18 protein-coding genes and 1 tRNA gene are annotated in these 20,156 nt (G+C 49.5%); 10 read left to right on the top strand and 9 right to left on the bottom strand.

Going from position 1 to position 20,156, the window contains the following annotated elements; translation table 11 throughout:
- Positions 1-26: 26 nt before the first annotated feature.
- The 3 genes from NDA01_RS13750 to NDA01_RS13740 all read right to left on the bottom strand — a co-directional run bounded on the left by NDA01_RS13750 (position 27) and on the right by NDA01_RS13740 (position 4,975).
- Positions 27-353, bottom strand: coding sequence for a DUF6825 family protein (locus NDA01_RS13750; RefSeq protein WP_190433350.1), 327 nt, complete (start codon positions 351-353; stop codon positions 27-29).
- Between the two features lie 73 nt (positions 354-426).
- On the bottom strand, positions 427-2,070 hold the full coding sequence (locus NDA01_RS13745; RefSeq protein WP_348228367.1) for a serine/threonine protein kinase: 1,644 nt from the start codon (positions 2,068-2,070) through the stop codon (positions 427-429).
- Between the two features lie 169 nt (positions 2,071-2,239).
- Positions 2,240-4,975, bottom strand: coding sequence for a CBS domain-containing protein (locus NDA01_RS13740; protein WP_348228366.1), 2,736 nt, complete (start codon positions 4,973-4,975; stop codon positions 2,240-2,242).
- A 232-nt stretch (positions 4,976-5,207) separates the two neighbouring features.
- Between NDA01_RS13740 and psbZ the strand changes: the two genes are divergently transcribed.
- The 5 genes from psbZ (at position 5,208) to NDA01_RS13715 (ending at position 8,291) form a co-directional block, all read left to right on the top strand.
- Positions 5,208-5,399 (top strand): photosystem II reaction center protein PsbZ, encoded by a 192-nt coding sequence (gene psbZ, locus NDA01_RS13735; RefSeq protein WP_190433339.1) that lies wholly within the window; start codon positions 5,208-5,210, stop codon positions 5,397-5,399.
- A 68-nt stretch (positions 5,400-5,467) separates the two neighbouring features.
- Positions 5,468-6,067, top strand: a complete 600-nt coding sequence (gene ribH / locus NDA01_RS13730) for a 6,7-dimethyl-8-ribityllumazine synthase (RefSeq protein ID WP_190433337.1) — start codon at positions 5,468-5,470, stop codon at positions 6,065-6,067.
- A 129-nt stretch (positions 6,068-6,196) separates the two neighbouring features.
- Positions 6,197-6,268 (top strand) — tRNA-Gly (locus tag NDA01_RS13725).
- A gap of 342 nt (positions 6,269-6,610) precedes the next feature.
- Positions 6,611-7,021 (top strand): hypothetical protein, encoded by a 411-nt coding sequence (locus NDA01_RS13720; protein ID WP_190433336.1) that lies wholly within the window; start codon positions 6,611-6,613, stop codon positions 7,019-7,021.
- A 4-nt stretch (positions 7,022-7,025) separates the two neighbouring features.
- Positions 7,026-8,291 carry a glutamate-5-semialdehyde dehydrogenase gene (locus NDA01_RS13715; protein ID WP_348228365.1) on the top strand — a complete coding sequence of 422 codons (1,266 nt, stop codon included), beginning with the start codon at positions 7,026-7,028 and terminating at the stop codon, positions 8,289-8,291.
- 100 nt (positions 8,292-8,391) lie between these two features.
- Here NDA01_RS13715 and NDA01_RS13710 read toward each other — a convergent pair whose 3' ends face one another.
- On the bottom strand, positions 8,392-9,219 hold the full coding sequence (locus NDA01_RS13710) for an acyl-CoA desaturase (protein ID WP_190433334.1): 828 nt from the start codon (positions 9,217-9,219) through the stop codon (positions 8,392-8,394).
- Between the two features lie 144 nt (positions 9,220-9,363).
- Here NDA01_RS13710 and NDA01_RS13705 point away from each other — a divergent pair, with 144 nt between their 5' ends.
- Positions 9,364-10,596, top strand: coding sequence for a methionine gamma-lyase family protein (locus NDA01_RS13705; RefSeq protein WP_431193400.1), 1,233 nt, complete (start codon positions 9,364-9,366; stop codon positions 10,594-10,596).
- On the opposite strand, the gene NDA01_RS13700 is transcribed toward NDA01_RS13705, so the two are convergent.
- The 3 genes from NDA01_RS13700 to NDA01_RS13690 all read right to left on the bottom strand — a co-directional run bounded on the left by NDA01_RS13700 (position 10,593) and on the right by NDA01_RS13690 (position 13,602).
- A complete protein-coding gene (locus tag NDA01_RS13700) occupies positions 10,593-10,763 on the bottom strand; it encodes a hypothetical protein (protein ID WP_348228363.1) in 171 nt (56 codons plus the stop codon). The two genes, NDA01_RS13705 and NDA01_RS13700, sit on opposite strands and share 4 nt — an antisense overlap.
- Before the next feature lie 220 nt (positions 10,764-10,983).
- Positions 10,984-12,180, bottom strand: coding sequence for a Coenzyme F420 hydrogenase/dehydrogenase, beta subunit C-terminal domain (locus NDA01_RS13695; protein WP_348228362.1), 1,197 nt, complete (start codon positions 12,178-12,180; stop codon positions 10,984-10,986).
- A gap of 117 nt (positions 12,181-12,297) precedes the next feature.
- Positions 12,298-13,602 carry a tellurite resistance TerB C-terminal domain-containing protein gene (locus NDA01_RS13690; RefSeq protein WP_348228361.1) on the bottom strand — a complete coding sequence of 435 codons (1,305 nt, stop codon included), beginning with the start codon at positions 13,600-13,602 and terminating at the stop codon, positions 12,298-12,300.
- A gap of 281 nt (positions 13,603-13,883) precedes the next feature.
- On the opposite strand from NDA01_RS13690, the gene NDA01_RS13685 reads away from it, so the two are divergent.
- Positions 13,884-14,750, top strand: a complete 867-nt coding sequence (locus NDA01_RS13685; protein WP_348228360.1) for a 6-carboxytetrahydropterin synthase — start codon at positions 13,884-13,886, stop codon at positions 14,748-14,750.
- A 44-nt stretch (positions 14,751-14,794) separates the two neighbouring features.
- On the opposite strand, the gene NDA01_RS13680 is transcribed toward NDA01_RS13685, so the two are convergent.
- Both NDA01_RS13680 and NDA01_RS13675 read right to left on the bottom strand, forming a co-directional pair.
- Positions 14,795-15,784 (bottom strand): PrsW family glutamic-type intramembrane protease, encoded by a 990-nt coding sequence (locus NDA01_RS13680; RefSeq protein ID WP_348228359.1) that lies wholly within the window; start codon positions 15,782-15,784, stop codon positions 14,795-14,797.
- Positions 15,785-15,873: 89 nt separating this feature from the next.
- Positions 15,874-16,818 (bottom strand): class I SAM-dependent methyltransferase, encoded by a 945-nt coding sequence (locus NDA01_RS13675; protein WP_348228358.1) that lies wholly within the window; start codon positions 16,816-16,818, stop codon positions 15,874-15,876.
- Between the two features lie 156 nt (positions 16,819-16,974).
- Here NDA01_RS13675 and NDA01_RS13670 point away from each other — a divergent pair, with 156 nt between their 5' ends.
- From NDA01_RS13670 to NDA01_RS13660, 3 genes are all read left to right on the top strand, one after another.
- On the top strand, positions 16,975-17,865 hold the full coding sequence (locus NDA01_RS13670; protein ID WP_348228357.1) for a tRNA (5-methylaminomethyl-2-thiouridine)(34)-methyltransferase MnmD: 891 nt from the start codon (positions 16,975-16,977) through the stop codon (positions 17,863-17,865).
- Between the two features lie 88 nt (positions 17,866-17,953).
- Positions 17,954-18,511 carry a G/U mismatch-specific DNA glycosylase gene (gene mug, locus NDA01_RS13665; RefSeq protein WP_348228356.1) on the top strand — a complete coding sequence of 186 codons (558 nt, stop codon included), beginning with the start codon at positions 17,954-17,956 and terminating at the stop codon, positions 18,509-18,511.
- Positions 18,492-20,039: a hypothetical protein gene (locus NDA01_RS13660; RefSeq protein WP_348228355.1), complete on the top strand. Its 1,548-nt coding sequence runs from the start codon at positions 18,492-18,494 to the stop codon at positions 20,037-20,039. The genes mug and NDA01_RS13660 overlap by 20 nt, the downstream gene beginning before the upstream one ends.
- Positions 20,040-20,156 lie beyond the last annotated feature (117 nt).

Genomic DNA, 20,156 nt, shown 5'->3' with positions numbered 1-20,156 from the left:
GAGAGGGAAAGCAGAATGCTTCAACCTTAAACGGAACTACTCCGGTAGGTTTTTAACTCGGAACGCAGCTGAGCAATTTCAGCCCGTAGCTCGTCAATGGTAGCTTGCAGGTCGGTGGGTTGAGAGCCTTGAGGCACGATCGCGGTGGTGGTGCGGGCTCGCATCACAATCTCTTCTTCTCGCTGAGCCCGTTCTAGAACTTGTTCGGTAAACTGGCGCAGGTGCTCTCGCTGCTCAGCATCAAACTTGCCTAGCTCACTCAAGGCGTTCGTTAGTGAATGTTCTAGCTGCTCACCCAAAGTTTCAGCCAAGGCTCTGCCAACGAAAAAGGCGTGAACTAGCGGATTACTCATGGGAAAATCTCTGCGGGTGTCCGCAAAGATTATAACTTGCTTATTCAATATCCTGCCTCGACCTCAGGGCTGGCTAAGGAGATGGTGCTGGAGGTTCCGGTGCGGCTGGGGGAGCAAACGAGGAAGCAGGGGCACCGGAGTTATCGCTAGGGGGTTCTGGCTCAGGAGCGGGTTCAGAATTATTCGCAGGCGGTTGTGGCTCCGGTTCTACAGCTGGCTCCGAGGCAGGAATAGGGCTGGCTTCTACCGGAGCGGGAACTGGGCTTAGATCTGGAACTGGATTTGACGCAGGGTCTACCTCTACAGGACTCGGAGCAACTTCTACATCTGGAGGGAGAGACGGTGTAGGAGCTAGGTCAAGTGGCGACTCAATGGGTTCGGGTGGAGCTTCATCCGCAGTTGGCTCTGATTGCTCTGGAGGAGGCGCAGCGTTGTCCTGCGGAGCACCTCGTTCAACTGGCACATCTGGAGGTACAGAAGCAGGCACCTCCTGCCCTGGCCAAGCTCTTTCTGGAAAGGATTGATCGTTTTGCAAGAAAGTTGGGCCTGCTTGACCACCACTGATCCGGAGAACTAAACCAAAAGCAACGCCAACGCAGGTAGCGATCGCAGCGGCTCCTAGCAGTGCCTTGGGGAAGGGTGAGTGAGCTGGAGCTGGCTTTGGAGGTGAAACTTTTCTGGAAGGCGCTGGAGTTGCCGCTGCTTCATTCGCTGCTATAGCCGTAGCCGAGGTGGGAGGAGTTACTGAGGCAGCAACCGCTGCTGGCGTAGGGCTATGCCGAGGCACTACCGGGAGAGTGGCGCTGGTGACTGTGGCGGGAATGGGCTGAGGTTGAGAATTGGCGCTAGGTGGTGCTAGGGGCAATTTACTGGCGTGAGCGGTTTCGGAGGCGGGAGTAACAAAATTGCTATTGGGCAAGAGGGCAAACCACTCGGCTACAGTTTGAGGCCGTGCTTCAGCTTCCATCTCCATACCGCGCAGAATAGCTTGTTCTACAGCCGTACTAAGGTGAGGCTGGGATTGCCGCATGTCAAGTAAAGGAATGCGATCGCGTAAGGGAGCGGCGATCGGTGCTTGCCCTGTGACTAAGCTGTAGAGTGTGGCTGCTAAAGCATAGATATCAAGTGCAGGGGTGCGTTTACCTTGAGGCAGATATTGCTCAATTGGGGCATAGCCCGCCGACAACATGCCCGTATGGGTTTGAGTCACCCCTGGAGTAAATTCGCGAGCAATACCAAAGTCGATCAGCACTACAAAGTCGGTATGTTCGCGGCGAATAATGTTGTGAGGTTTCACGTCCCGATGCAGTAAGCCTGCTTGGTGCACTACATTTAGGGCTGCGCCAATCTGCCGAATGTAGTGAATCGCTTTAGCTTCGGGTAGGGCACCTTCGGACTGCACAATATCAGCCAAGGTATCGCCGGGAATGTAGTCCATCACAATGAAGGACAGGCCACCTTCCTCAAAAAAGTCGAACACGCGCACAATGTTGGGATGCTGACAGCGGGCTACACGGCGGGCTTCAGCAATGAATTGTTGTTGAAACTGGGCGAAGTCTGCATGGCGACGCAAATTCTCGTGTAAAACTTTGATGACGACAGGTTGGTCGAAGTAGGCATGGTGCGCCCGATAGGTGATGCCAAAGCCACCTTGACCCAGGATGGCCTCAACGACGTATTTGCCGTTTTGCAGAACTGTTCCAGTCGCCAAGTTCATAGGTATTAACTACCAATTTGTCCACTTATGCTAGCGCCTTGCGAGAAATCTGAAACTTCAATGGCAGAAAAAGCGCATCCTGCTCAAGCCAGATTTTTAGACGCAGTAACGAATTTTTCGTGCCTAATTTTTAACCGAATTCAGTTAGCTTAGCGTACTCGGAAAATTTTTAATCTAGAGGATAATGTTGAGCCAAAAATGCGATGGCTGAGTCGCGATCGCCGATTACGCCATCTAAGGTAGCAGCCGTCAAATCAGACAGAATCTGCTTAAACTGGCGGCTCGGCTTGTAACTCAACGCTTTTAAGTCATTACCATCTAGCAGCGGTTTGACCTGTGCCCAACAAACTAAGTAACGCCAAATCAACCGTCGCCTTAAGCGAGGAGTTTGTACGGCCATCAAGATGAGAGTAGGTCGATCATATTGGCTCAGCAATTGCACAACTTGGCTAGGCTTTTGAGATTCCGATAAATGACTCGCTAAGTTAGCTTGGGTGGCAGCAAGTTGTTGCAAAGCTTCAATGCTATTAACAGGTAGTTGCAGATTGGCGGCAATCTTACCCCGATACTCTGGCGCAAGATCAGCAATCAACACCTCTAACAGCATTTGCCAATGAACCAGCGTATTTGGGGAATCGAAGCGCCGCAACCAACGACTCATCAGGCGGATCTGGTGCCAAAGCTCTGGCGTTAAAGTCAAGGTGGGATGAATGCAGCGCAAAGCTCCTAAATGGGACAATAATTGTAAAGCCGATTGCCAATAGGGAGCAGCCAGAATGTATTTGAGTTCGCTTTTTAAGCGGGTTTGGAGGGCTGGCGCTCGACTATTTTCGTCTTGGACGCGATCGTAAATACCACTCTCGATCGCATGGCGGATATAGCCTTCAGTTTGGGGATCAATCTCGAATCCTAGCCGCACTGCAAAGCGCACCGCTCGATAAATCCGGGTGGGATCTTCAATAAAGCTGTTGGCATGGAGGACGCGAATTTGGCGCGATCGCAAATCCAGCAAACCCCCAAAGAAATCAAGCAATTCACCAGAACGGGGAGCCGTAAGGCGAATGGCAAGGGCATTAATCGTGAAGTCACGCCGATAAAGATCTTGCCGAATCGAACTGGCTTCTACCTCTGGGTTTGCCGCTGGGTAGGGATAAAACTCGGTGCGGGCCGTGGCAATATCTACCCATAGAGAATCTAATTCTGGATCTTTGTGCCATAACAAAGCAGCAGTTTGAAATTGCCCATGAATGTCGAGCCGAGCCTGCGGATATTGCTGCTGTAAAGCACGGGCTAGCTCTACGCCCGCTCCCTCTTGCAGCGCTCGGTGGTAGCCATCCACTACCAAATCAATATCATTGAGCAACAAGGCATCCTCTGGGTCAGCCAGCAGCAGATCTCGCACTGCCCCTCCCACGAGATAAAGATGCCAGCCTCTGGCTTCAGCCTGCTGAGCAGCCGACGCTAGAACAGACCACAACTGCGGCACCAAACGAGCTTTGAGCTGCTCTTGCAAAGGTGCCCGCAGGGGAATTCCTTTGTCTCCTGGCACCACAGCGCTAGCCGGGCGCTGCATCTGGTGGAGTTGGCGCAAGACATCGGTGCGAGTGACGATACCCACTAACTGGTTCTCTTCCAACACAGGCAGACGGCCAATGTCATAAGTCACCATCAATGACTCAATATCTGGTAGCGGCGTCTCTGGCGTAATCATTTTTAAGTTGGTAGTCATGTAGCCCTTCACGGGGGCATGACCAAAGCCATGATGCAGCGCAATATCTAGATCCCGCCGAGAAATGATGCCGACGAGTTGGCCTTGAGCATCGACCACCGATAAACCAGAATGACCGTAGCGCAACAAAATTCTCTGCGCCTCATTGATTGTGGTCTCAGGCCGAATGGTGCGCACAGGTGAGGACATCAGTTCGCGAGCCGTAGGAGACTGAGGAATTTGTTGTTGCAACCCTGCTCGTAGCTGTTGCAATACTGACTCCGGGTTCGCTCCTCGTAAAGTTAGCGCTGCCGCCTTTGAGTGGCCACCCCCACCTAGCGGCTTGAATAGCTCGTTCAGGTCAGTGCCCTCAATTTGCGATCGCCCAATCACGCTTAAGCGAGTGTCGTCGAGGTCGGCTTCTTCTCGGTCCCCTGGGTCTCCCGCTCGGACTGGATAATGAGCGGCTAACAGTAGGGCATCACTTTCTGTAAGTTCCGTGATCCGAGAAGCCAAGCTAGACAAACCAGGAATATACGCTCCAGGTTGCAAGAGCACCCAAGCGACCCGATGCCCTTGGATCTCCTCAGTTTGCAGCCCATCTAAGGCGATCGCAAACAACTCCTGTAACTGTGGTGACAGCCCCGGATCAATGTACTCCGCGATCATCTTCAGGTTGGCTCCCTGCCCCATCAGCCAAGCCAAAGCCAGCGCATCCCTAGCGGTTGCGTGGTCATAAGTGAGCGAACCCGTATCCACATGCACTCCCAAGGCCATCACGGTTGCCTCGGCAGGAGTCAGCTCCACACCTTGCGCTTGCAGTCGCTCAGCAATTAACGTTGAGGTCGCCCCGACTAGCTCCACCTGAAAGGAAGTTGCTGGAATATCGCTCTCCGTGTTTAGGTGATGGTCGTAGACCGTAATCTCTATATCTGGCAGGTCTAACCACTCAGCAGTCTTGCCAATGCGATCGCGCCGTTGGGCATCTACCACGGCCAAAGAGCGAATCTGCTGCGGACTGACCGATCGCCGCTCAATCAAAGGATATTCATCTCGGTGCAAAGCCAGAAAGTCATGCACCGCCGGATGCGAACCACCACTCAGCACAATCCGTGCCCCTGGTTGTAACCGAGTCAGCCCTACTGCCGCGCCCAGCGTATCAAAATCTGCGGTTGTATGACACAGAATTAAATCCATTTGTCTTGCTTCCAGCGCTGATCGGCAGTGACTATAAATGAACGGCTTTGGCCGCCCCACGTAACCCCGCAAAGCTAATTTGGTGTAGTACTTACGATGTTTCTTCAATCGTGGCAGAGAAAGTGCCGAGAGGGGATGAATTTCTGGTAGCGTACTACTCAGGACTGATCAAAAAATTGTCTAAATTCAGCGACAGGTGTAAACCAGTCCACTGCTGTATTGGGAGAAAAAAATGTTTTCAACTCTGTTCCAGCTCGCCTTAGTTGCCTTGGTTGGGTTGTCCTTTGTGATGGTTGTGGGTGTCCCAGTAGCCTATGCTTCTCCTCAAAATTGGGAGCAATCTAAGCGATTGATCCTACTAGGTTCTGGACTTTGGTTCGCTCTCGTGCTGCTCGTTGGACTACTAAACTATTTAGTGGTATAGGTTGCCAGCAGATTCAATCCAGCCCCAGAACCCGATTTACCCAACTCACCAGATATCTACAGGCAGCCATGGCAGTTTTTGAGGGAACCTTTACTCAGACAGAACCCCTACGTTTTGCAATTGTGATCGGTCGGTTTAATGACTTGATTACAACCAAGCTGTTAGAGGGCTGTCAAGATTGCTTGAAGCGCCACGGCGTTGATCCAAACCCGCACGGCACTCAAGTGGATTATGTCTGGGTGCCAGGTAGTTTTGAGGTCCCTCTGGTTGCTCGTCAGTTAGCGTTGGCTAATCGCTACGATGCAATTATCTGCCTAGGAGCAATCATTCGGGGCCAAACCCCTCATTTTGACTACGTGGCTGCTGAGGTATCCAAAGGCATTGCTAACGTCGGGTTGCAGACAGGAGTGCCGATCATCTTTGGCATCGTTACCACAGATACCATGCAGCAAGCTTTAGAGCGCGCAGGGATCAAGAGTAATAAAGGTTGGGATTACGCCATGAATGCGCTAGAAATGGCTAGCTTAATGCGCCAACTGCGCTCTGGAGACGGGATTGTCCCCCAAAACTCCCAGGTCTCTGGCACGACCTCAACTCAGACATTACCTGCGGCTCCAAGCAATACGCTCGCTCCCAGTTTGCATAAAGAGCAAGAGCGGCTGGGTTAAGTGTAAGTTCTGCGGAGGGTGAGGCGATCGCATCTGATTGTGACAACAGCCGCTAACTTTCTCAACATTTCTTTCTAAAAAGTGTTGACAAACACATTCAAATCTGAGAAATTATTATCAGTGCGGCTTGCGGGCATAGCTCAGTGGTAGAGCGTCACCTTGCCAAGGTGAATGTCGCGCGTTCGAATCGCGTTGCCCGCTTTGAAAAATAGATAAAAATCAAGAAACTAACGTTAGTTTCTTACCCTAATCTGGCCCGAGAAATTAAATATCTTCTTGGTTTCTTGGAAACTTGTACCAGTAGATACACCATAAGGTTTATGCCAGTAGGTATAACTCTAGTAAGATTTGCGTCAAATCTGACGGTGATAGGATTTAATGAGTAGCTTAGTCAGTAGGTGTTTTGACCTGAACTGCTCAGGTCGGTCCATCTCATTACAATTACGCTTCTAAAACTACTGAATTATGGCACTCAGTTGTAGCTAAGTAGTTTGAAACTTTAAGTAACTTTTGTCTTAACTATCTTTAACTCTATAGCTGCTTGTGCAATCCCAAAAAGCCCAAAAGATTGAGTTAGACACAGATTACCCATGCCCTTGCCGCCGTCGGGGTCGCCTCTTGCCTATTACTCTGACGGAGGCTTTTGGCTGCAATCGATGTCAGCAGATTTTTGTGGTTGAAGAGAGTGGCTACGTCATTGAGCAACTTTCAACTACCTATCCTTATAAGCGGGCTTGGCGCTGGAGTGGCCAGCAGTGGAACATTGCTCACTCCGGTTTACGTGAAAGCTACTTGCCATTGGCCCTAGGCATTGTGATTGTCTTGCTAGTGCTTTGCTTGCCAATGGCGCTCCATTCGCCCTCAAACCCTAGTAATATTATTCTCTGGGCGGTAGTAATGGTGCTAGCTGCGATGTTGCCAGCGTTTATTCTATGGCTAGCTTATAGACGTTAGCTCAATGTCACCTGATTCTTCTAGTTCCCTTGTTGATCCATTAGCCGGAGTTCATCGCGCTTACCAAGCTTCTCTCGACTTGACTACGACTCAAGGAGCCGATCGCAGTCGAGCGGTGCAAGCTATGGTTCAAGTTTTGAAGCGCTATCAAGACGATATTTTAGAAGCCAATACTTTAGATCTGGAGGCTAGCCGGGAGATGGCAGTGCCAGATCTAATTTTGGAGTGGTTGAAGCTTACTCCAGAGCGGCTGCAAGCCACGATTCAAACTTTGCAGAAGTTGGCGGAACTATCAGACCCGATTCGGCGAGTCATGAGTGCGGCTTACCAAATTCCTCATTGCCAGACTTATAGCCAGTTGGTGCCTTTGGGCGTGATTGCGCTGGTGTATGAAGCGTTTCCAGATTTAGCTGCGATCGCTGCTGGACTTTGTATTAAAACCGGGAACTGCTTAGTCCTGAAGGGCGGCAGTGAAGCGAGCCATACCAATATTGTGATTGCCCAAGCTCTACAATCAGCCATTTACGACGCTGGCTTACCGGAAGGGTGCCTAGAATTATTGCCTGCCGAGCAAGGAGCCTCGGTGCGAGATTTAATCACGCAAGATCAATATCTCAACCTAATCATTCCCTACGGTCGTCCTAGTTTGGTGCAGCAGGTGGTACGACAAGCCACAGCCCCCGTGTTGCGATCGGCGATGGGTAACTGCTATCTCTACTGGTCGCCTTCTGGCAGCATAGAAGCGGCTCGCTGGATGATTTTAGATAGCCATCAGAGTGAACCAGACGCAGTCAACGCGATCGAGAAGGTGTTGATTCATCAAGACCAAAATCGCTCGTCCCTAATTATGCTCTGGGACAGCTTGCGAGAAAAAGGCTTTACCTTAAAAGGCAGTCCTGAGCTAGCCGCAGAACACCCAGACCTACTGCTGGCTGAAGATCGCGAGTGGAGCCAAGCTTACCTGGACAAAGTGGTGGCGTTTAAGACGGTCAGTAATATTGAGACCGCGATCGCCTGGATTAACCAATACAGCAGTGGCCATGCAGATTGTTTGGTTACTGAGTCTTACCAGGAGAGCCGACAGTTTGCTTTAGGTGTGAATAGCGCCTCAACATACATCAATGCCTCCCCTCGCTTCTCGCGCAATCCCAAGCAAGGCGATGCGGTGTTCTTGGGCATGTCTAATCAAAAGGGGCATCGTCGTGGCTTAATTGGCTTAGACACGCTGACAACGGTGAAGCATATCGTCCAGGGAAATGGACAGTTTTAACGTCTCACTCCCAAACTAAAGTGGGGCCGCCCCTCAGAGCAACCCCACATCCTCAAATCTGTAGTTTCAACGGCAGCAGTTTTGCTAACCGGAGTTAAGACTAAGCGGCTTGAGCTTCCTTCGGAGGAAGCTTCACTTTAGAAGCCAGACCCAAGGTTTGCAAAAGCTGAATCGTCATCCAGGTCATATCAATCTCCCACCACTGGAGGCCGTGACGAGCGGAATATTGGTAAGCATGGTGATTGTTGTGCCAGCCTTCGCCATAGGTCAGGAGGGCCACCCACCAGCAGTTGGTAGAGCGATCGTCAGACTCATGACTCCGATAACCAAATTTGTGCGTTGCGCTATTCACAAACCAAGTGCAGTGATACACCAACACCAAGCGGACAAAAATGCCCCAGACAACAAAAGGCCAGCCGCCGATGAGATAAAGTACAACTCCTAGGGCGAACTGCACCAGAAGAAAGTAGTCGTCCAAAAACTTGTAAACTGGATCGCCAGAAATATCTTTGGTCAAACGCTCAACTTCGCTTTTGGCTGGAACTTTATGCAGCATCCAACCCATGTGGCTCCACCAAAATCCCTCGTTTGAGTTGTGGTGATCCACCGCTTCATCTGAATGCGCATGGTGATGACGGTGCAGGCCAACCCACTCAATCACACCACCTTCACAGGCTAAGCTGCCACAAAATACGAAGAAGTATTCTAACCATTTAGGGGTTTGGAAACTCCGGTGCGTGACTAAACGATGCCATCCTAAAGTAATTCCTAACCCACCAGTCACCCAATGGAGAAACAGAGCAACACCCACGGCACCCCAGCTAAAGGTGCCAGGTACAAAGGCAAAGAGTGCCCCAATGTGGATTGCCCCCATGAACAAAATAATGGGCCAGGCTAAGGGAGGTTTGGTTGCTTGTGCAATAGTCATGCGGTAATCTCAAAACGAACTTTGATGTCCAATCTGCGCGACAATAAACTTTACATCTGATAAAGGTTAACCAGCTGACAAGGAAAAAACATCAGCCTGGAGGGCTACCAGATCCTACGTATGTCTCCGGAGGAGAACGAAAGCGTGACCAGCAGTGTTGAACTGTTACAGAAAGCAGAGCAAGCACTACTCCAGATTTTTTCTGGAATTGACTCTCAGGTCAAGAAAAATCTGAAACGAGTCTTAACATCGTTCTACCATCATCGCGTAGGAACGCATCACTTTGCAGGTGTTTCTGGCTACGGGCATGATGATTTGGGCCGACAGACGTTAGATCAAGTCTTTGCTGAAGTCATGGGAGCGGAGGCCGCAGCGGTACGGGTGCAGTTTGTCTCTGGCACCCATGCGATCGCCTGTGCCTTATACGGAGTGCTGCGTCCAGGGGATGAAATGCTGGCAGTAGCAGGTGCGCCCTATGACACTTTAGAAGAAGTGATCGGCCTGCGGGGGCAAGGTCAAGGCTCTTTACGCGAGTTTGGTGTGGATTACCGCCAGCTAGAGCTAACCCCTGAAGGCAAAATTGATTGGCAAGCTTTGGCTGAGACGGTGAGCGATCGCACTCGCCTAGTGTTGATTCAGCGCTCCTGTGGTTACTCCTGGCGCTCTAGCTTGGCGATCGCCGACATCGAAAAAATTGTGCATTTGGTGAAGCAGCAAAATCCCAACACGGTTTGCTTTGTGGATAACTGCTACGGCGAGTTTATTGAAACCCAAGAACCCACTGCCGTTGGTGCGGATTTAATGGCGGGGTCGCTAATCAAAAATCCTGGTGGCACCATTGTCACGGCGGGAGGTTATGTGGCAGGTCGAGCTGATTTGGTAGAAGCTGCTACTTGCCGCTTGACTGCGCCTGGAGTAGGTAGTTCGGGTGGGGCTACTTTTGATCAAAATCGTTTGCTATTTCAGGGCTTATTTCTAGCCCCGCAGATGGTCGGGGAAGCAATAAAGGGCAACCATTTAACCGCGCATGTCTTTCAGCAACTCGGTTATCCAGTAAATCCTTTGCCAGAAGCACCACGACGGGATGTAATTCAAGCCATTCAACTCGGCTCACCCGAAAAACTGATTGCTTTTTGTCGCGCCATTCAAAAACATTCGCCCATTGGTTCCTATCTAGACCCAATCCCCTCAGGAATGCCAGGTTACGAGAGCCAATTGGTGATGGCGGGCGGCACGTTTATTGATGGGAGTACTTCGGAATTTTCTGCCGATGGGCCACTACGGGAGCCTTATGTGGTGTTCTGTCAAGGTGGCACGCACTGGACCCATGTGGCGATCGCCTTAGAAGCTGCGATCGAAGCAGTTGGCCCCGCTTAGGCGACCCCAACAGCGGGACGAAAGGAAAACTCGACGAACAGGCGACGGCAAGAAAACAGCGTGTAGCCATCAACGGGCATGAGAGAAATGCTGTCTTCGTAGCATTCCACCACCCGATATTGCTTGCCATTCTTAGCAACTAAAAGCTCGCCAGTCTGAAGTTTCATTTCTTAACAACTGCTAATGATTGGTAACTAAAATCATTTATTTCTTAGTGTACTTAGTATGACTGGATATGACCTTACAGATTTGGCATTTCTGTAACGAATTTAGCAATTTATATGAATTGAATGTGATCTTTGAACCTGGACTTAAAATTCCTGAGATGAATAAAACAGAAGCCAGAGAGACTGTTCTGGCTTCTAACTTCTAGACTTTAAATACCACTCATTCTGGCAACTTGTACTGCTCCACTATCCGCTTAGCGTACTCCGGTACGTGAGCTTCCAATTTTTCAGGATGTTGGCGTTTGAGGTAGAGGTAATTGCGAGTGAAGTGTGAGTCGATGGAGAAACGAGCATATTCCAAGCCCTTTGGCCCAATTTTTTCGATCACCACACCCATGAGCTGAGCTGCCCACATGGGTAACGTAACGCCTTTATCATAGGCAGGAATGCTTTGCTGTACTGCGTTACGGCGATCGCCTTGCGACATCACAGGCTGCGTTTCCAGTTGGTTGTCAACCAAATCCAGCATTTCCTGACCGCGATCGTTCCGCACCACAATCCACTGCCAGCCGAAAGGAGCGCCCATGTAGCCCACGACTAAATCGGCTAGGGAGTTGACGTAGTCGAAGCAGCTCATGCAGGAAGGCGCGAACACATCTTTGAGTTGATTGGTTTTGAGGCCGAAGAAGGGGACTTTTTCAATTGAGCCATCTTCATGCTTGAAGTGGACTCGGAAGTCTTGCATGAACTCGTAATGCACGACCGTTTCCGGCGAGCGGCTGGTGGTTTCTAAAAACTTTTGTAAACCTGCGCGGGTGACGTTGTCCACGCAAGGTGTTCCCAGGACATAGAGCTTTTCGAGTCCGAGTTGCTTTTCGACTGCTCGCAGCGCTTGAATTTGGCAACCCACACCAATCACCAGCAGCCGCTTCATCCCCGACTGCTCGATCTGCTCCAGCACCGACAGATTCGGTGAAAGAGTAGGTTTGTTGACCCTTGCTGCCAGAATTTCTTCGGGGGTACGAGCGATCACAGGCTTGGGTTGAAAGCGGTCTTCCTCGGTGTTTTGCACACAGACCACGCCTTCCACAAGGCCACGATTCAGCATCTCGATCGCGATCGTGCTGACAATGCCTGTCCATTGGGCACCCTCGATCGGCTCAGTTTTGCGGGCAGCCATCATGTCTTGGTTGACGCCGAAGTACCACTCGTCTTGGTTCTCTAAGTCACGGCTGCGTCCGTGGATTTCAGCCTCTAGCTCAGCAATCTGCTGATTGATAAAGGCACAAGCTTCTTTAACGTAATGAACGTAGTAGGTATCACACAGGCCGCACTCACTACAGAGTTCCTTGGCAGGACGACGGCTAGAAGGTTTGAGGGCTTTAGCTTTTTGGTGAGGACGGACAGAGGCGGTCATGTTATGGCAGCTAATGAATCACAAGCGTAAAGTCTGCTTAAGGTAGCTTAATGCTTTCTTGTGGTTACGGTTAAAGGATGGTCATGAAACTTTAAGCAAGTCTTGAAACAAGCTCTGCTATTCGGCTAGAAGGTCTTCGTAGGTTTTGATCAGTTGCTTAACTGCTGGTAAATATTCAGAGGCGATCGCCGGAGGATTGGAACTCGGCTCTATTACCACATCTCCAATGGTATCCAAAGCCCGCTCGTTGATCGAGTCAATTAGCAGCTCTGGCATCATGATGTTGGCTTCCGCAATTTGCTTGATGGCGGCGCTGGCGTTTTCCTGTTCCGCGATCGCCTTTAGTACCTGAAACTCAGCCATCGGCAGTTGCAGCAGAAATTCTGTCCACTCCGAGGGTAAGGTTTCCTCACGGGGAGGTCTAAAAGGTAGGATCGCTCCTTTTTTGCTAGCACTTTTGCGCTTGCGGCTGGAAGTCTGAGGTTGAACTGCTTGAACTGGTTGCACTTCATAGGCTTCCGCTTGCAGCTTCAATAGGTTGAGTGTGGCAAGTTCCTCTTCTAAGCTTTCTTTGCGATTGCGTCGCTCTAAGATTTGGGTTTCTAGTTGTTCCAGTTCTTTGTGCAGCGAGATTACCTGAGTTTGTAACTGTTGCATGGCAGCTTGGAGCGGATGAGAACTCGCATCTTCCTGCTGTTTTTCTGCTTGCAAAACCGAAAGTGATTGGCTGACCTCTAATTTGCGCTGCTCTAACTGTTGAATTTGCGTTTGCAGCCCGTAGACTTCTGGCTCAAGTTGCTGTTTTTGTTGTCGTAGCAGTAGCAGAGCTTGGTCGAGCGAAGCTTCTTGTTGGCGTTGCTCCATCAGTCGCGTTTCCAGCTGGACGAGTTCTGCTCGCCAAGTCGCCAAGTTTGCTTCTGTTTGTTCCTTGATCGTGTCAATGCTGGAGAGCGATCGCTTTAGCTCCAATTCTTGCCGTTCTAGGGCTTTGACTTGAGATTGACGTTGGTTGATTTGCTCTAGTTGATGTTGTTCTTGAGCATTTAGGGCATTTAACTTCCAAACCAATTCCTCTTTGTGGTTCCAATAATCCGCAAGTTGCAGTTTGGCTTGTTGTGCTTGAGCTTGCAGCGAACTGAGGTGGGCTGCGACTTCCTGCCGTTCGTCAGTTAAATCTAATAGTAGGTCTTGTAAATCTTCACCCTGCCGCTGCAACGCCCGAATCTGAGTGTTGAGAAACGCTAGCGTACTTTTCGCCTGAGAACTGCGACGATTTTCTACTACGACCATCGCCAACAAGGCAGAAGGCAGTGTGATCAACCCGCTGGAAAAGGCTTTTCCCATGTCTCGGTTGGTCAAGAAGCTGAGGCCAAAGCTGACACCAAATGCAACAGACCCAACAAGGAACCGATTGTTGACCATAGCTCACTGCGATCGCGCGTCTTAAGTATCTGGATTCGGTTGAACCAGTTCACACTAGTTTAGTTGTGGGGAAGTATATGCGATCGCCCCTTTAATCTCTCAGAAAATTGACTGATTGGACAGGAGATTGTGGCGATCGTTTTTATCTCTTTCAAAGGGAATGTTAGAGCAGTAAGGCTGTTCTAGAAGCAGTAAATACCCAAAATCCTTAAGAAAATTAGTTTATTCTGAAAGGAGGCTGGTTTACGGAACTTAACACACCATCTCCCTCCCCTGTGCCCATGAAATGCATTATCAATCGCCGAGCTGAGTTTTCAGCAAGCCATCGTTACTGGCTGCCAGAACTGAGCGAAGCGGAAAACACAGAGCAGTTTGGTCTCTGCGCCCGTGCCCCCGGACATGGACATAATTATGTCTTTTACGTCTCAATGGCGGGTGAACTCGACGAATATGGCATGGTGCTGAATTTGTCGGATGTGAAGCATGTGATCAAGCGGGAAGTCACCAATCATCTCAACTTCTCGTACCTCAACGATGCTTTGCCAGAATTTCAGCAAACGCTACCTACCACTGAAAATATTGCGCGGGTGATTTGGCAACGTCTTGCGCCTCACCTGCCGATCACCAATATTCAACTGTTTGAACATCCTGAACTCTGGGCCGACTACAAAGGAAACGGAATGGAAGCTTACCTCACCATCAGCACTCACTTCAGCGCCGCTCACCGCCTGGCTTTGCCTCACCTCACCTTAGAGCAGAACTCTGAGATTTACGGCAAATGTGCTCGCGTTAATGGTCACGGCCATAACTATCACTTAGAAGTCACGATCAAAGGTGAGATGGACCCCCGCACAGGCATGATCGCTGATTTAGTAGCTTTCCAAAAAGCAGTGGATGACTATGTGGTAGAACCCTTCGACCACACGTTTCTGAACAAAGACATTCCCTACTTTGCTGAGGTCGTGCCTACGGCTGAAAATATTGCGGTGCACATTCGCGACTTGCTCCAACAACCCATCCGCGAGATTGGCGCACAGTTGCACAAAATCAAGTTGATCGAAAGTCCCAACAACTCCTGCGAAGTCTTTTGCACTGAAGCTGATTTCAATCAGGCAGCGGGTCAGCAACGCGAAGCAGCCCTAGCTTAAGACGACCTAGCCCCTTCCTTACCAAGGAGGGGAGAGAGTGAGAATCAAGGTTGAGGGCGATCGCCTCTATGCCTGAGATAGCGGTAAATAAACCAGGCGATCGCTGCTGGAATTAAGTTGAGCGCAAAACGGCTGAGGGCAAACTGGAGTAAATCTGGTGTGGCGATTAGTTGTGCCCAACTGACGCTGCTCAAGCTTCTACCCAATAGAAACCAGCCAAAAATCGCGTTGCCTCCTAGCAGCAGCGCAAATAGAACTAGACCACTCTGCCAGTAACGTTCTGGTTGCGTAGTTCCAGAGATTAGCGTCGGTAGAGGTTGGTTTTGCGATCGCCTCAGCAAATTATTCAGTCGCCACGCCATCCAAAGGAAGAACGGAAAGAGACCGTAGCTCAATAACTGAATCGGTGGATTGTAGCGCCATGCAATAGAGAGGGTATTGACGAGGGCATGACAAGCGACTGCGTTTAACCAAGCGATTAGCAGCTCTCCCCAATCTCGCTTAAAAAAGAGACCTAAAGTGTGTCTGCGATTGAGCGTTAAACCTAATATATAACCCCAAGGTGCAGAAAACCAGGCGTGGACAGCAACACCGATCGTGCGATCGAAAATAGACGCGACCCCATTGAAGAGATAAAACAGGTTTTCTTCGGCAGTGAATCCTAAAGCGACAGCAATGGTGTATAGCAGGATGGTGCTGCTTGAGGGCGATCGCGGTTGCCACTTGCGCAGGCCAACCAAAAGTAAGAGCACACCTGCGAGTTTGCTGCCTTCTTCAATCGGGCCAATTTCCAGCAGTTGTCGTAAACCCGCACCGAGGAGCGATCGCGTGATTTGCTGCCAAGGCAAAATGCTTTGAGCCAAAAATTCAAAACCCCACTCCAGGCCCAGAGCCATAAGGCCAACTAGCCCTCCGAGTAGGAACCCAAGCAACAGTTGAGGTAGGGCGGGAACTGGGCGTACTTGGCGACAGTAGTAAACCAGGGCTAAGAGCGGAGGTGCGATCGCCCAAAAAATTAGTGTATAAACGTCCATACATTTTGTAAGGGCGAAGCATTCTCAATAGCCTTAAGTAAAACCGTTCATAAGTTGCTAGAATGCTTCGCCCCTACAGCCCATTGGGGTTATTTGGCTTGGGCGACGATCGTGCGGTGGCGGGGACTGTTGGCGGTGATACTGGGCGGATGGAAGCCTGCTTCGACCATTGCCTTTTCAATATCTAAAGCGAAGTATTGATCGAGATAAGGCTCGGTGCTCTTGAGTAGCGTCAAGATATAGGGTGGCATCTTGGCATAAATTTCGGACTTGGGGTTCATGTCCATGATGGTGAAATGACCACCGGGACGAAGTATCCGTCTCACTTCTTGGAAGATGGCGATCGCAGCACTTTGGGGTAGTTCGTGGAATACCAGGCAAGCCGAAACCAAATCGAATGAGGCAGTGGGTAAGCCTGTCTCTTCGGCTTTAGCGTGAACCCAGCTGATCTGGAGTTGGCGTTTCTGGGCTTTGTAGCGAGCCACCGTCAAGAAGTAGGGAGACAGTTCTAGACCCGTTACCTTGGCATTAGGATAGGTTTCTTGCAGCGCAAACGTGCTCATGCCGACACTGCATCCCAAGTCCAAAATATCCTTCGGTTCTGCTAGAATCTGCGACTTCACGGCGTTATGGTAACTCTGGCGCAGCATGGCATCTCCCTGCGCTCCTGCTTCGGGCCAAATCCGCGCATGAACCGCGTGGGCTGCCACCTCAACTTCCGTCGCAGGCTCCCAACCCATATTGCCTTCTTCGTAGGCATGGAACGAAGTCAAATAATAGTCAGGATAAGCCAGGTTAGGGTTCTGAACTTGCGCCAGCTCTGCTTCCCACTCCGGTGAAAATTCGGCAGTGCTACCCCGGGCTTTGAGTGCTTTCACTTCCTTCGGCCAATAAACCCCAATGGTTTCAGCCCGTTTGATCATCATGTTGCGCGCTCGGTTCTTGGCTAGCTTGGCGAGCGGTTTGATCGAAAGTACTCCATTCACCAGGCGAGAAGCTAAGCGGGGAGCAGTCTTGGCGGCAGTCGCAGTCATAGAGTGATGTCAAAACACAGCTTTCAACAAGCTCAATTATCGCAAACTCCCCGCCTGAGGAAGCGCAGCTTTAAGAACTTCAATAGACGGGTAGGGATGGGTGGCGATCGCGCAAGGCACAATTGAAGAGTTGCTTCGCTTGTTGCTGCCGAACTCATGCCTGACGCTGTTACCTGGATGCCTCAACTCACTGATGATGGCTCATTCACCTTCTTTTCTGAGGAATTTAACGAGACGTTTCACAGCAGCCAGGGTGCGAAAGCAGAAGCATTCCTCAAATTCGCCAAAGCTACCGATTTAGTCGAAAAAGCGCAGCAAGGGCAAGTGCGTCTCCTTGATGTCTGTTATGGTCTGGGCTACAACACCGCTGCCGCTCTAGAAACCATCTGGACAGCCAATCCAAATTGCCAAGTAGAAGTCTACGGATTGGAACTCGATGCTACTGTTCCCCAAGCCGCGATCGCGCCTCCTTTGATCGAGTCTTGGTCACCCGCTGTCCAAACGATTTTGATTGCGTTAGCACAGGAACGTGAATATAAAAGCGATCGCTTACAAGCCAAACTTTTGATCGGAGATGCTCGCCAAACCATCCAATCTTTGGCTAACTTCGAGTTCCAAGCAGATGCCATTTTCTTCGACCCTTTTTCCCCCCGTCGCTGCCCGCAGTTATGGACGGTGGAGTTCTTTACGCAGGTCGTGAATTGTTTGGCTCCAACTGGAAAGTTGGCTACCTACTCGCGGTCGGCCTCAGTCCGATCGGCCATGCAAGCAGCAGGTTTATGTATTGGCACCATTCCTCTTAGTGAAGGCGAAGTTTACGAGTTGCATGAATGGTCCCAAGGCACCGTGGGCAGTTTTAATCCTGAAACGCTGTATCCCCTCTCGCAGATGGAGCAAGAACATCTACAAACGAGAGCTGCTATTCCTTTCCGTGACTCCGATTTGAGCGATCGCGCAGAAACGATTTTGCAGCGCCAAAAAGATGAGCAACAACAATCTCAACGAGAATCTACTTCCAGTTGGCGACGGCGTTGGGGCATCAAGTAGGGGCGAAGCATTTGCACCCGAGTCCTTGCTCCTTCCCACTATTGCTACAAATGCTTCGCCCCTACAGTTGTTAGGGTATTGGAAATAAATGGCATCTCTGCGTAAACCAACTAAGGAAGAAATCCGAGCGGCGAGCGGCGAAACGATGGTTGATGTCATCGCCCCTGATCTCAAGGTGCTGTTTTGTGGCATCAATCCCAGCCTCTACAGCGCTGTAGTGGGTCATCACTTTGCGCGTCCTGGCAATCGCTTTTGGCCGACTTTACATCAAGCGGGTTTCACCGATCGCCTGTTCAACCCTGCTGAAGACCGTGACCTGCTCAAACTCGGTTATGGCATTACCAATGTCGTCGATCGCGCTACTGCTACAGCCGATGAGTTATCCAAGCAAGAACTATTGATTGGCGGTCAAAATCTAGCAGCCAAGATAGAACAATATCGCCCCCGTTGCTTAGCAATTTTGGGAATTGGTGCTTATCGAACTGCTTTCAGCAAACCCAAGGCTGTAGTAGGGCGACAGGAAGAAACTATACACAACGCGATCGTTTGGGTATTACCCAATCCCAGCGGTTTGAATGCCCATTATCAACTCAAAGATTTAGCGATCGTCTTTCAAGAATTGTTAGTTGCTATTGCCAGTCTCTGATTTCAAAACCAAAAAAGTAAGGGCGGCATTAAAATCAGTACTTAAAGGACTAAAGCTAGCTTTGAAATTACCAAGAAATATGACAAATGCGGTTCAACTCTCCCTATTTTTACCCGATCGATTTGACGTTTTAGAAAGACGTGCTAAAAAGCATGATCTTAGAAGCATTGTGGTCGCGGTGCCAGATTCATTGAGTTATATCGATGATCTTTATAGCGATATGGATTCTGCTGGCAGAGGAGCATTTCTAGTATTCCGTGGTGAATCCGGCTCTGGAAAATCTACATTTTTACATACTCTTTATTTATTTAAGGAGGATGTAAAAACATATTCAATTCTTCAAGAGAAGACTGTTGCCGATTCTCTTAAAGAGTTTGGTAGAGCCAATGAGAGCCTGCGAGTTTTAGTTGTTGAAGGAAGGGAAGCTCTAACAGACTTCTCCGAAGAAATTCTTGAAAAAGAACTTCATGCCATAAACACATTTATCCGATCTGCATCTGGCGAGAAGACTTTAATTGTTTGGACTTGCAATACTGATGATTTACAAAGCAGATTAATTACCTTGGCAGGACGCATTGGGGCAGAATCTTTACTAGGTGTTGGAGAAGGAAGTTACCGATTCAGTGGACCACCAAAAAATCTTTATCTTCAAATCGCAAATAAGACACTTGAAGCTCTCAATGAAGGAGCTTCATTAATAGATCTTGGAATTGCAGAAGAGCAGGCATCAGAATTAGTAAAACGGGTGAATACCATTGGAACCTATTTGGCTCTTTTACGGCAAGAAATTCGTCAGAGTCAATCGATAACAAAATCCTTGCTGGATAAAGAGCAGTGCAGAGTATGGACTGTTGTTATTGCAGGTAATGATCCAGAAAAAGATACTGCGGCTCTGACTAGAGGTTCACTGTTCTCGGCTGATATTAGTTGCTTAATGAGTTCAACAGAAGCAAATATTGTTGAAGAAATAAAGACATTTCCGGACAAAATTGGTGTTTTGGCAACGATTTTAGACGCTAAAATACTTCACCTACCTGTTTTAAGCGCTTTAGCAATTGCCAAACAGTATGCAGATACAGAACTACGTTTAAAGATGAAAGAAAACAGTATGGCTTTATCCGCTGATCCTAAAGTGCTACAGCGTTTGAATGATAGTGAGGTAGCAAAGGCACTTAAAGCCCAAGGGAGAGGAATAGGCCGTCGTGGTAAACCAATCGGCTCAAATACTGTAGCTGCTTTTGATAAATTGGCTTCTATTGCAAGAGAACAAGATGGTTTGTTAAATAAAGCTGTGGGAGAAGCTCTCCAGAAGAATGGCTTGATCCATTCCTTTGAAACAGAGGTTGATTTTACTGGTCATGGTCTGAACTTTAAGAGTGACCTAGTATGTCAAACCGAAACTGGTCCGATTCGGCTAGAGATGATGTGGCGTAAAACCACAAGTCGTGCCGAAATATCTAATTATGTTTTGACAAAGCTCTATAACTATGGACGGGCTATTGGTTTACTTCAGGCAAATCAATCTTGAGTTTCTATTGCAGAAGTAGCATAACAAATCACTACATCGGAACAACGTTCGCTGACTTATTGATATGCAAAAACCATGTAGATTTAGTGTGGAAACGCTAGCAATGAAGTGAGATCG

Origin of the sequence: Trichocoleus desertorum AS-A10 (assembly GCF_039962155.1) — a bacterium.
Classification (GTDB): Bacteria; Cyanobacteriota; Cyanobacteriia; order FACHB-46; family FACHB-46; genus Trichocoleus.
This window is presented reverse-complemented; position numbering and strand designations above follow the sequence as displayed.

What these genes read in the sequence shown, in the direction of transcription:
- NDA01_RS13750 (WP_190433350.1), bottom strand. Translation starts at nt 353, where the DNA reads ATGAGTAATCCGCTAGTTCACGCCTTTTTCGTTGGCAGAGCCTTGGCT.
- NDA01_RS13745 (WP_348228367.1), bottom strand. Translation starts at nt 2,070, where the DNA reads ATGAACTTGGCGACTGGAACAGTTCTGCAAAACGGCAAATACGTCGTT.
- NDA01_RS13740 (WP_348228366.1), bottom strand. Translation starts at nt 4,975, where the DNA reads ATGGATTTAATTCTGTGTCATACAACCGCAGATTTTGATACGCTGGGC.
- psbZ (WP_190433339.1), top strand. Translation starts at nt 5,208, where the DNA reads ATGTTTTCAACTCTGTTCCAGCTCGCCTTAGTTGCCTTGGTTGGGTTG.
- ribH (WP_190433337.1), top strand. Translation starts at nt 5,468, where the DNA reads ATGGCAGTTTTTGAGGGAACCTTTACTCAGACAGAACCCCTACGTTTT.
- NDA01_RS13715 (WP_348228365.1), top strand. Translation starts at nt 7,026, where the DNA reads ATGTCACCTGATTCTTCTAGTTCCCTTGTTGATCCATTAGCCGGAGTT.
- NDA01_RS13710 (WP_190433334.1), bottom strand. Translation starts at nt 9,219, where the DNA reads ATGACTATTGCACAAGCAACCAAACCTCCCTTAGCCTGGCCCATTATT.
- NDA01_RS13700 (WP_348228363.1), bottom strand. Translation starts at nt 10,763, where the DNA reads ATGAAACTTCAGACTGGCGAGCTTTTAGTTGCTAAGAATGGCAAGCAA.
- NDA01_RS13695 (WP_348228362.1), bottom strand. Translation starts at nt 12,180, where the DNA reads ATGACCGCCTCTGTCCGTCCTCACCAAAAAGCTAAAGCCCTCAAACCT.
- NDA01_RS13690 (WP_348228361.1), bottom strand. Translation starts at nt 13,602, where the DNA reads ATGGTCAACAATCGGTTCCTTGTTGGGTCTGTTGCATTTGGTGTCAGC.
- NDA01_RS13685 (WP_348228360.1), top strand. Translation starts at nt 13,884, where the DNA reads ATGAAATGCATTATCAATCGCCGAGCTGAGTTTTCAGCAAGCCATCGT.
- NDA01_RS13680 (WP_348228359.1), bottom strand. Translation starts at nt 15,784, where the DNA reads ATGGACGTTTATACACTAATTTTTTGGGCGATCGCACCTCCGCTCTTA.
- NDA01_RS13675 (WP_348228358.1), bottom strand. Translation starts at nt 16,818, where the DNA reads ATGACTGCGACTGCCGCCAAGACTGCTCCCCGCTTAGCTTCTCGCCTG.
- NDA01_RS13670 (WP_348228357.1), top strand. Translation starts at nt 16,975, where the DNA reads ATGCCTGACGCTGTTACCTGGATGCCTCAACTCACTGATGATGGCTCA.
- mug (WP_348228356.1), top strand. Translation starts at nt 17,954, where the DNA reads ATGGCATCTCTGCGTAAACCAACTAAGGAAGAAATCCGAGCGGCGAGC.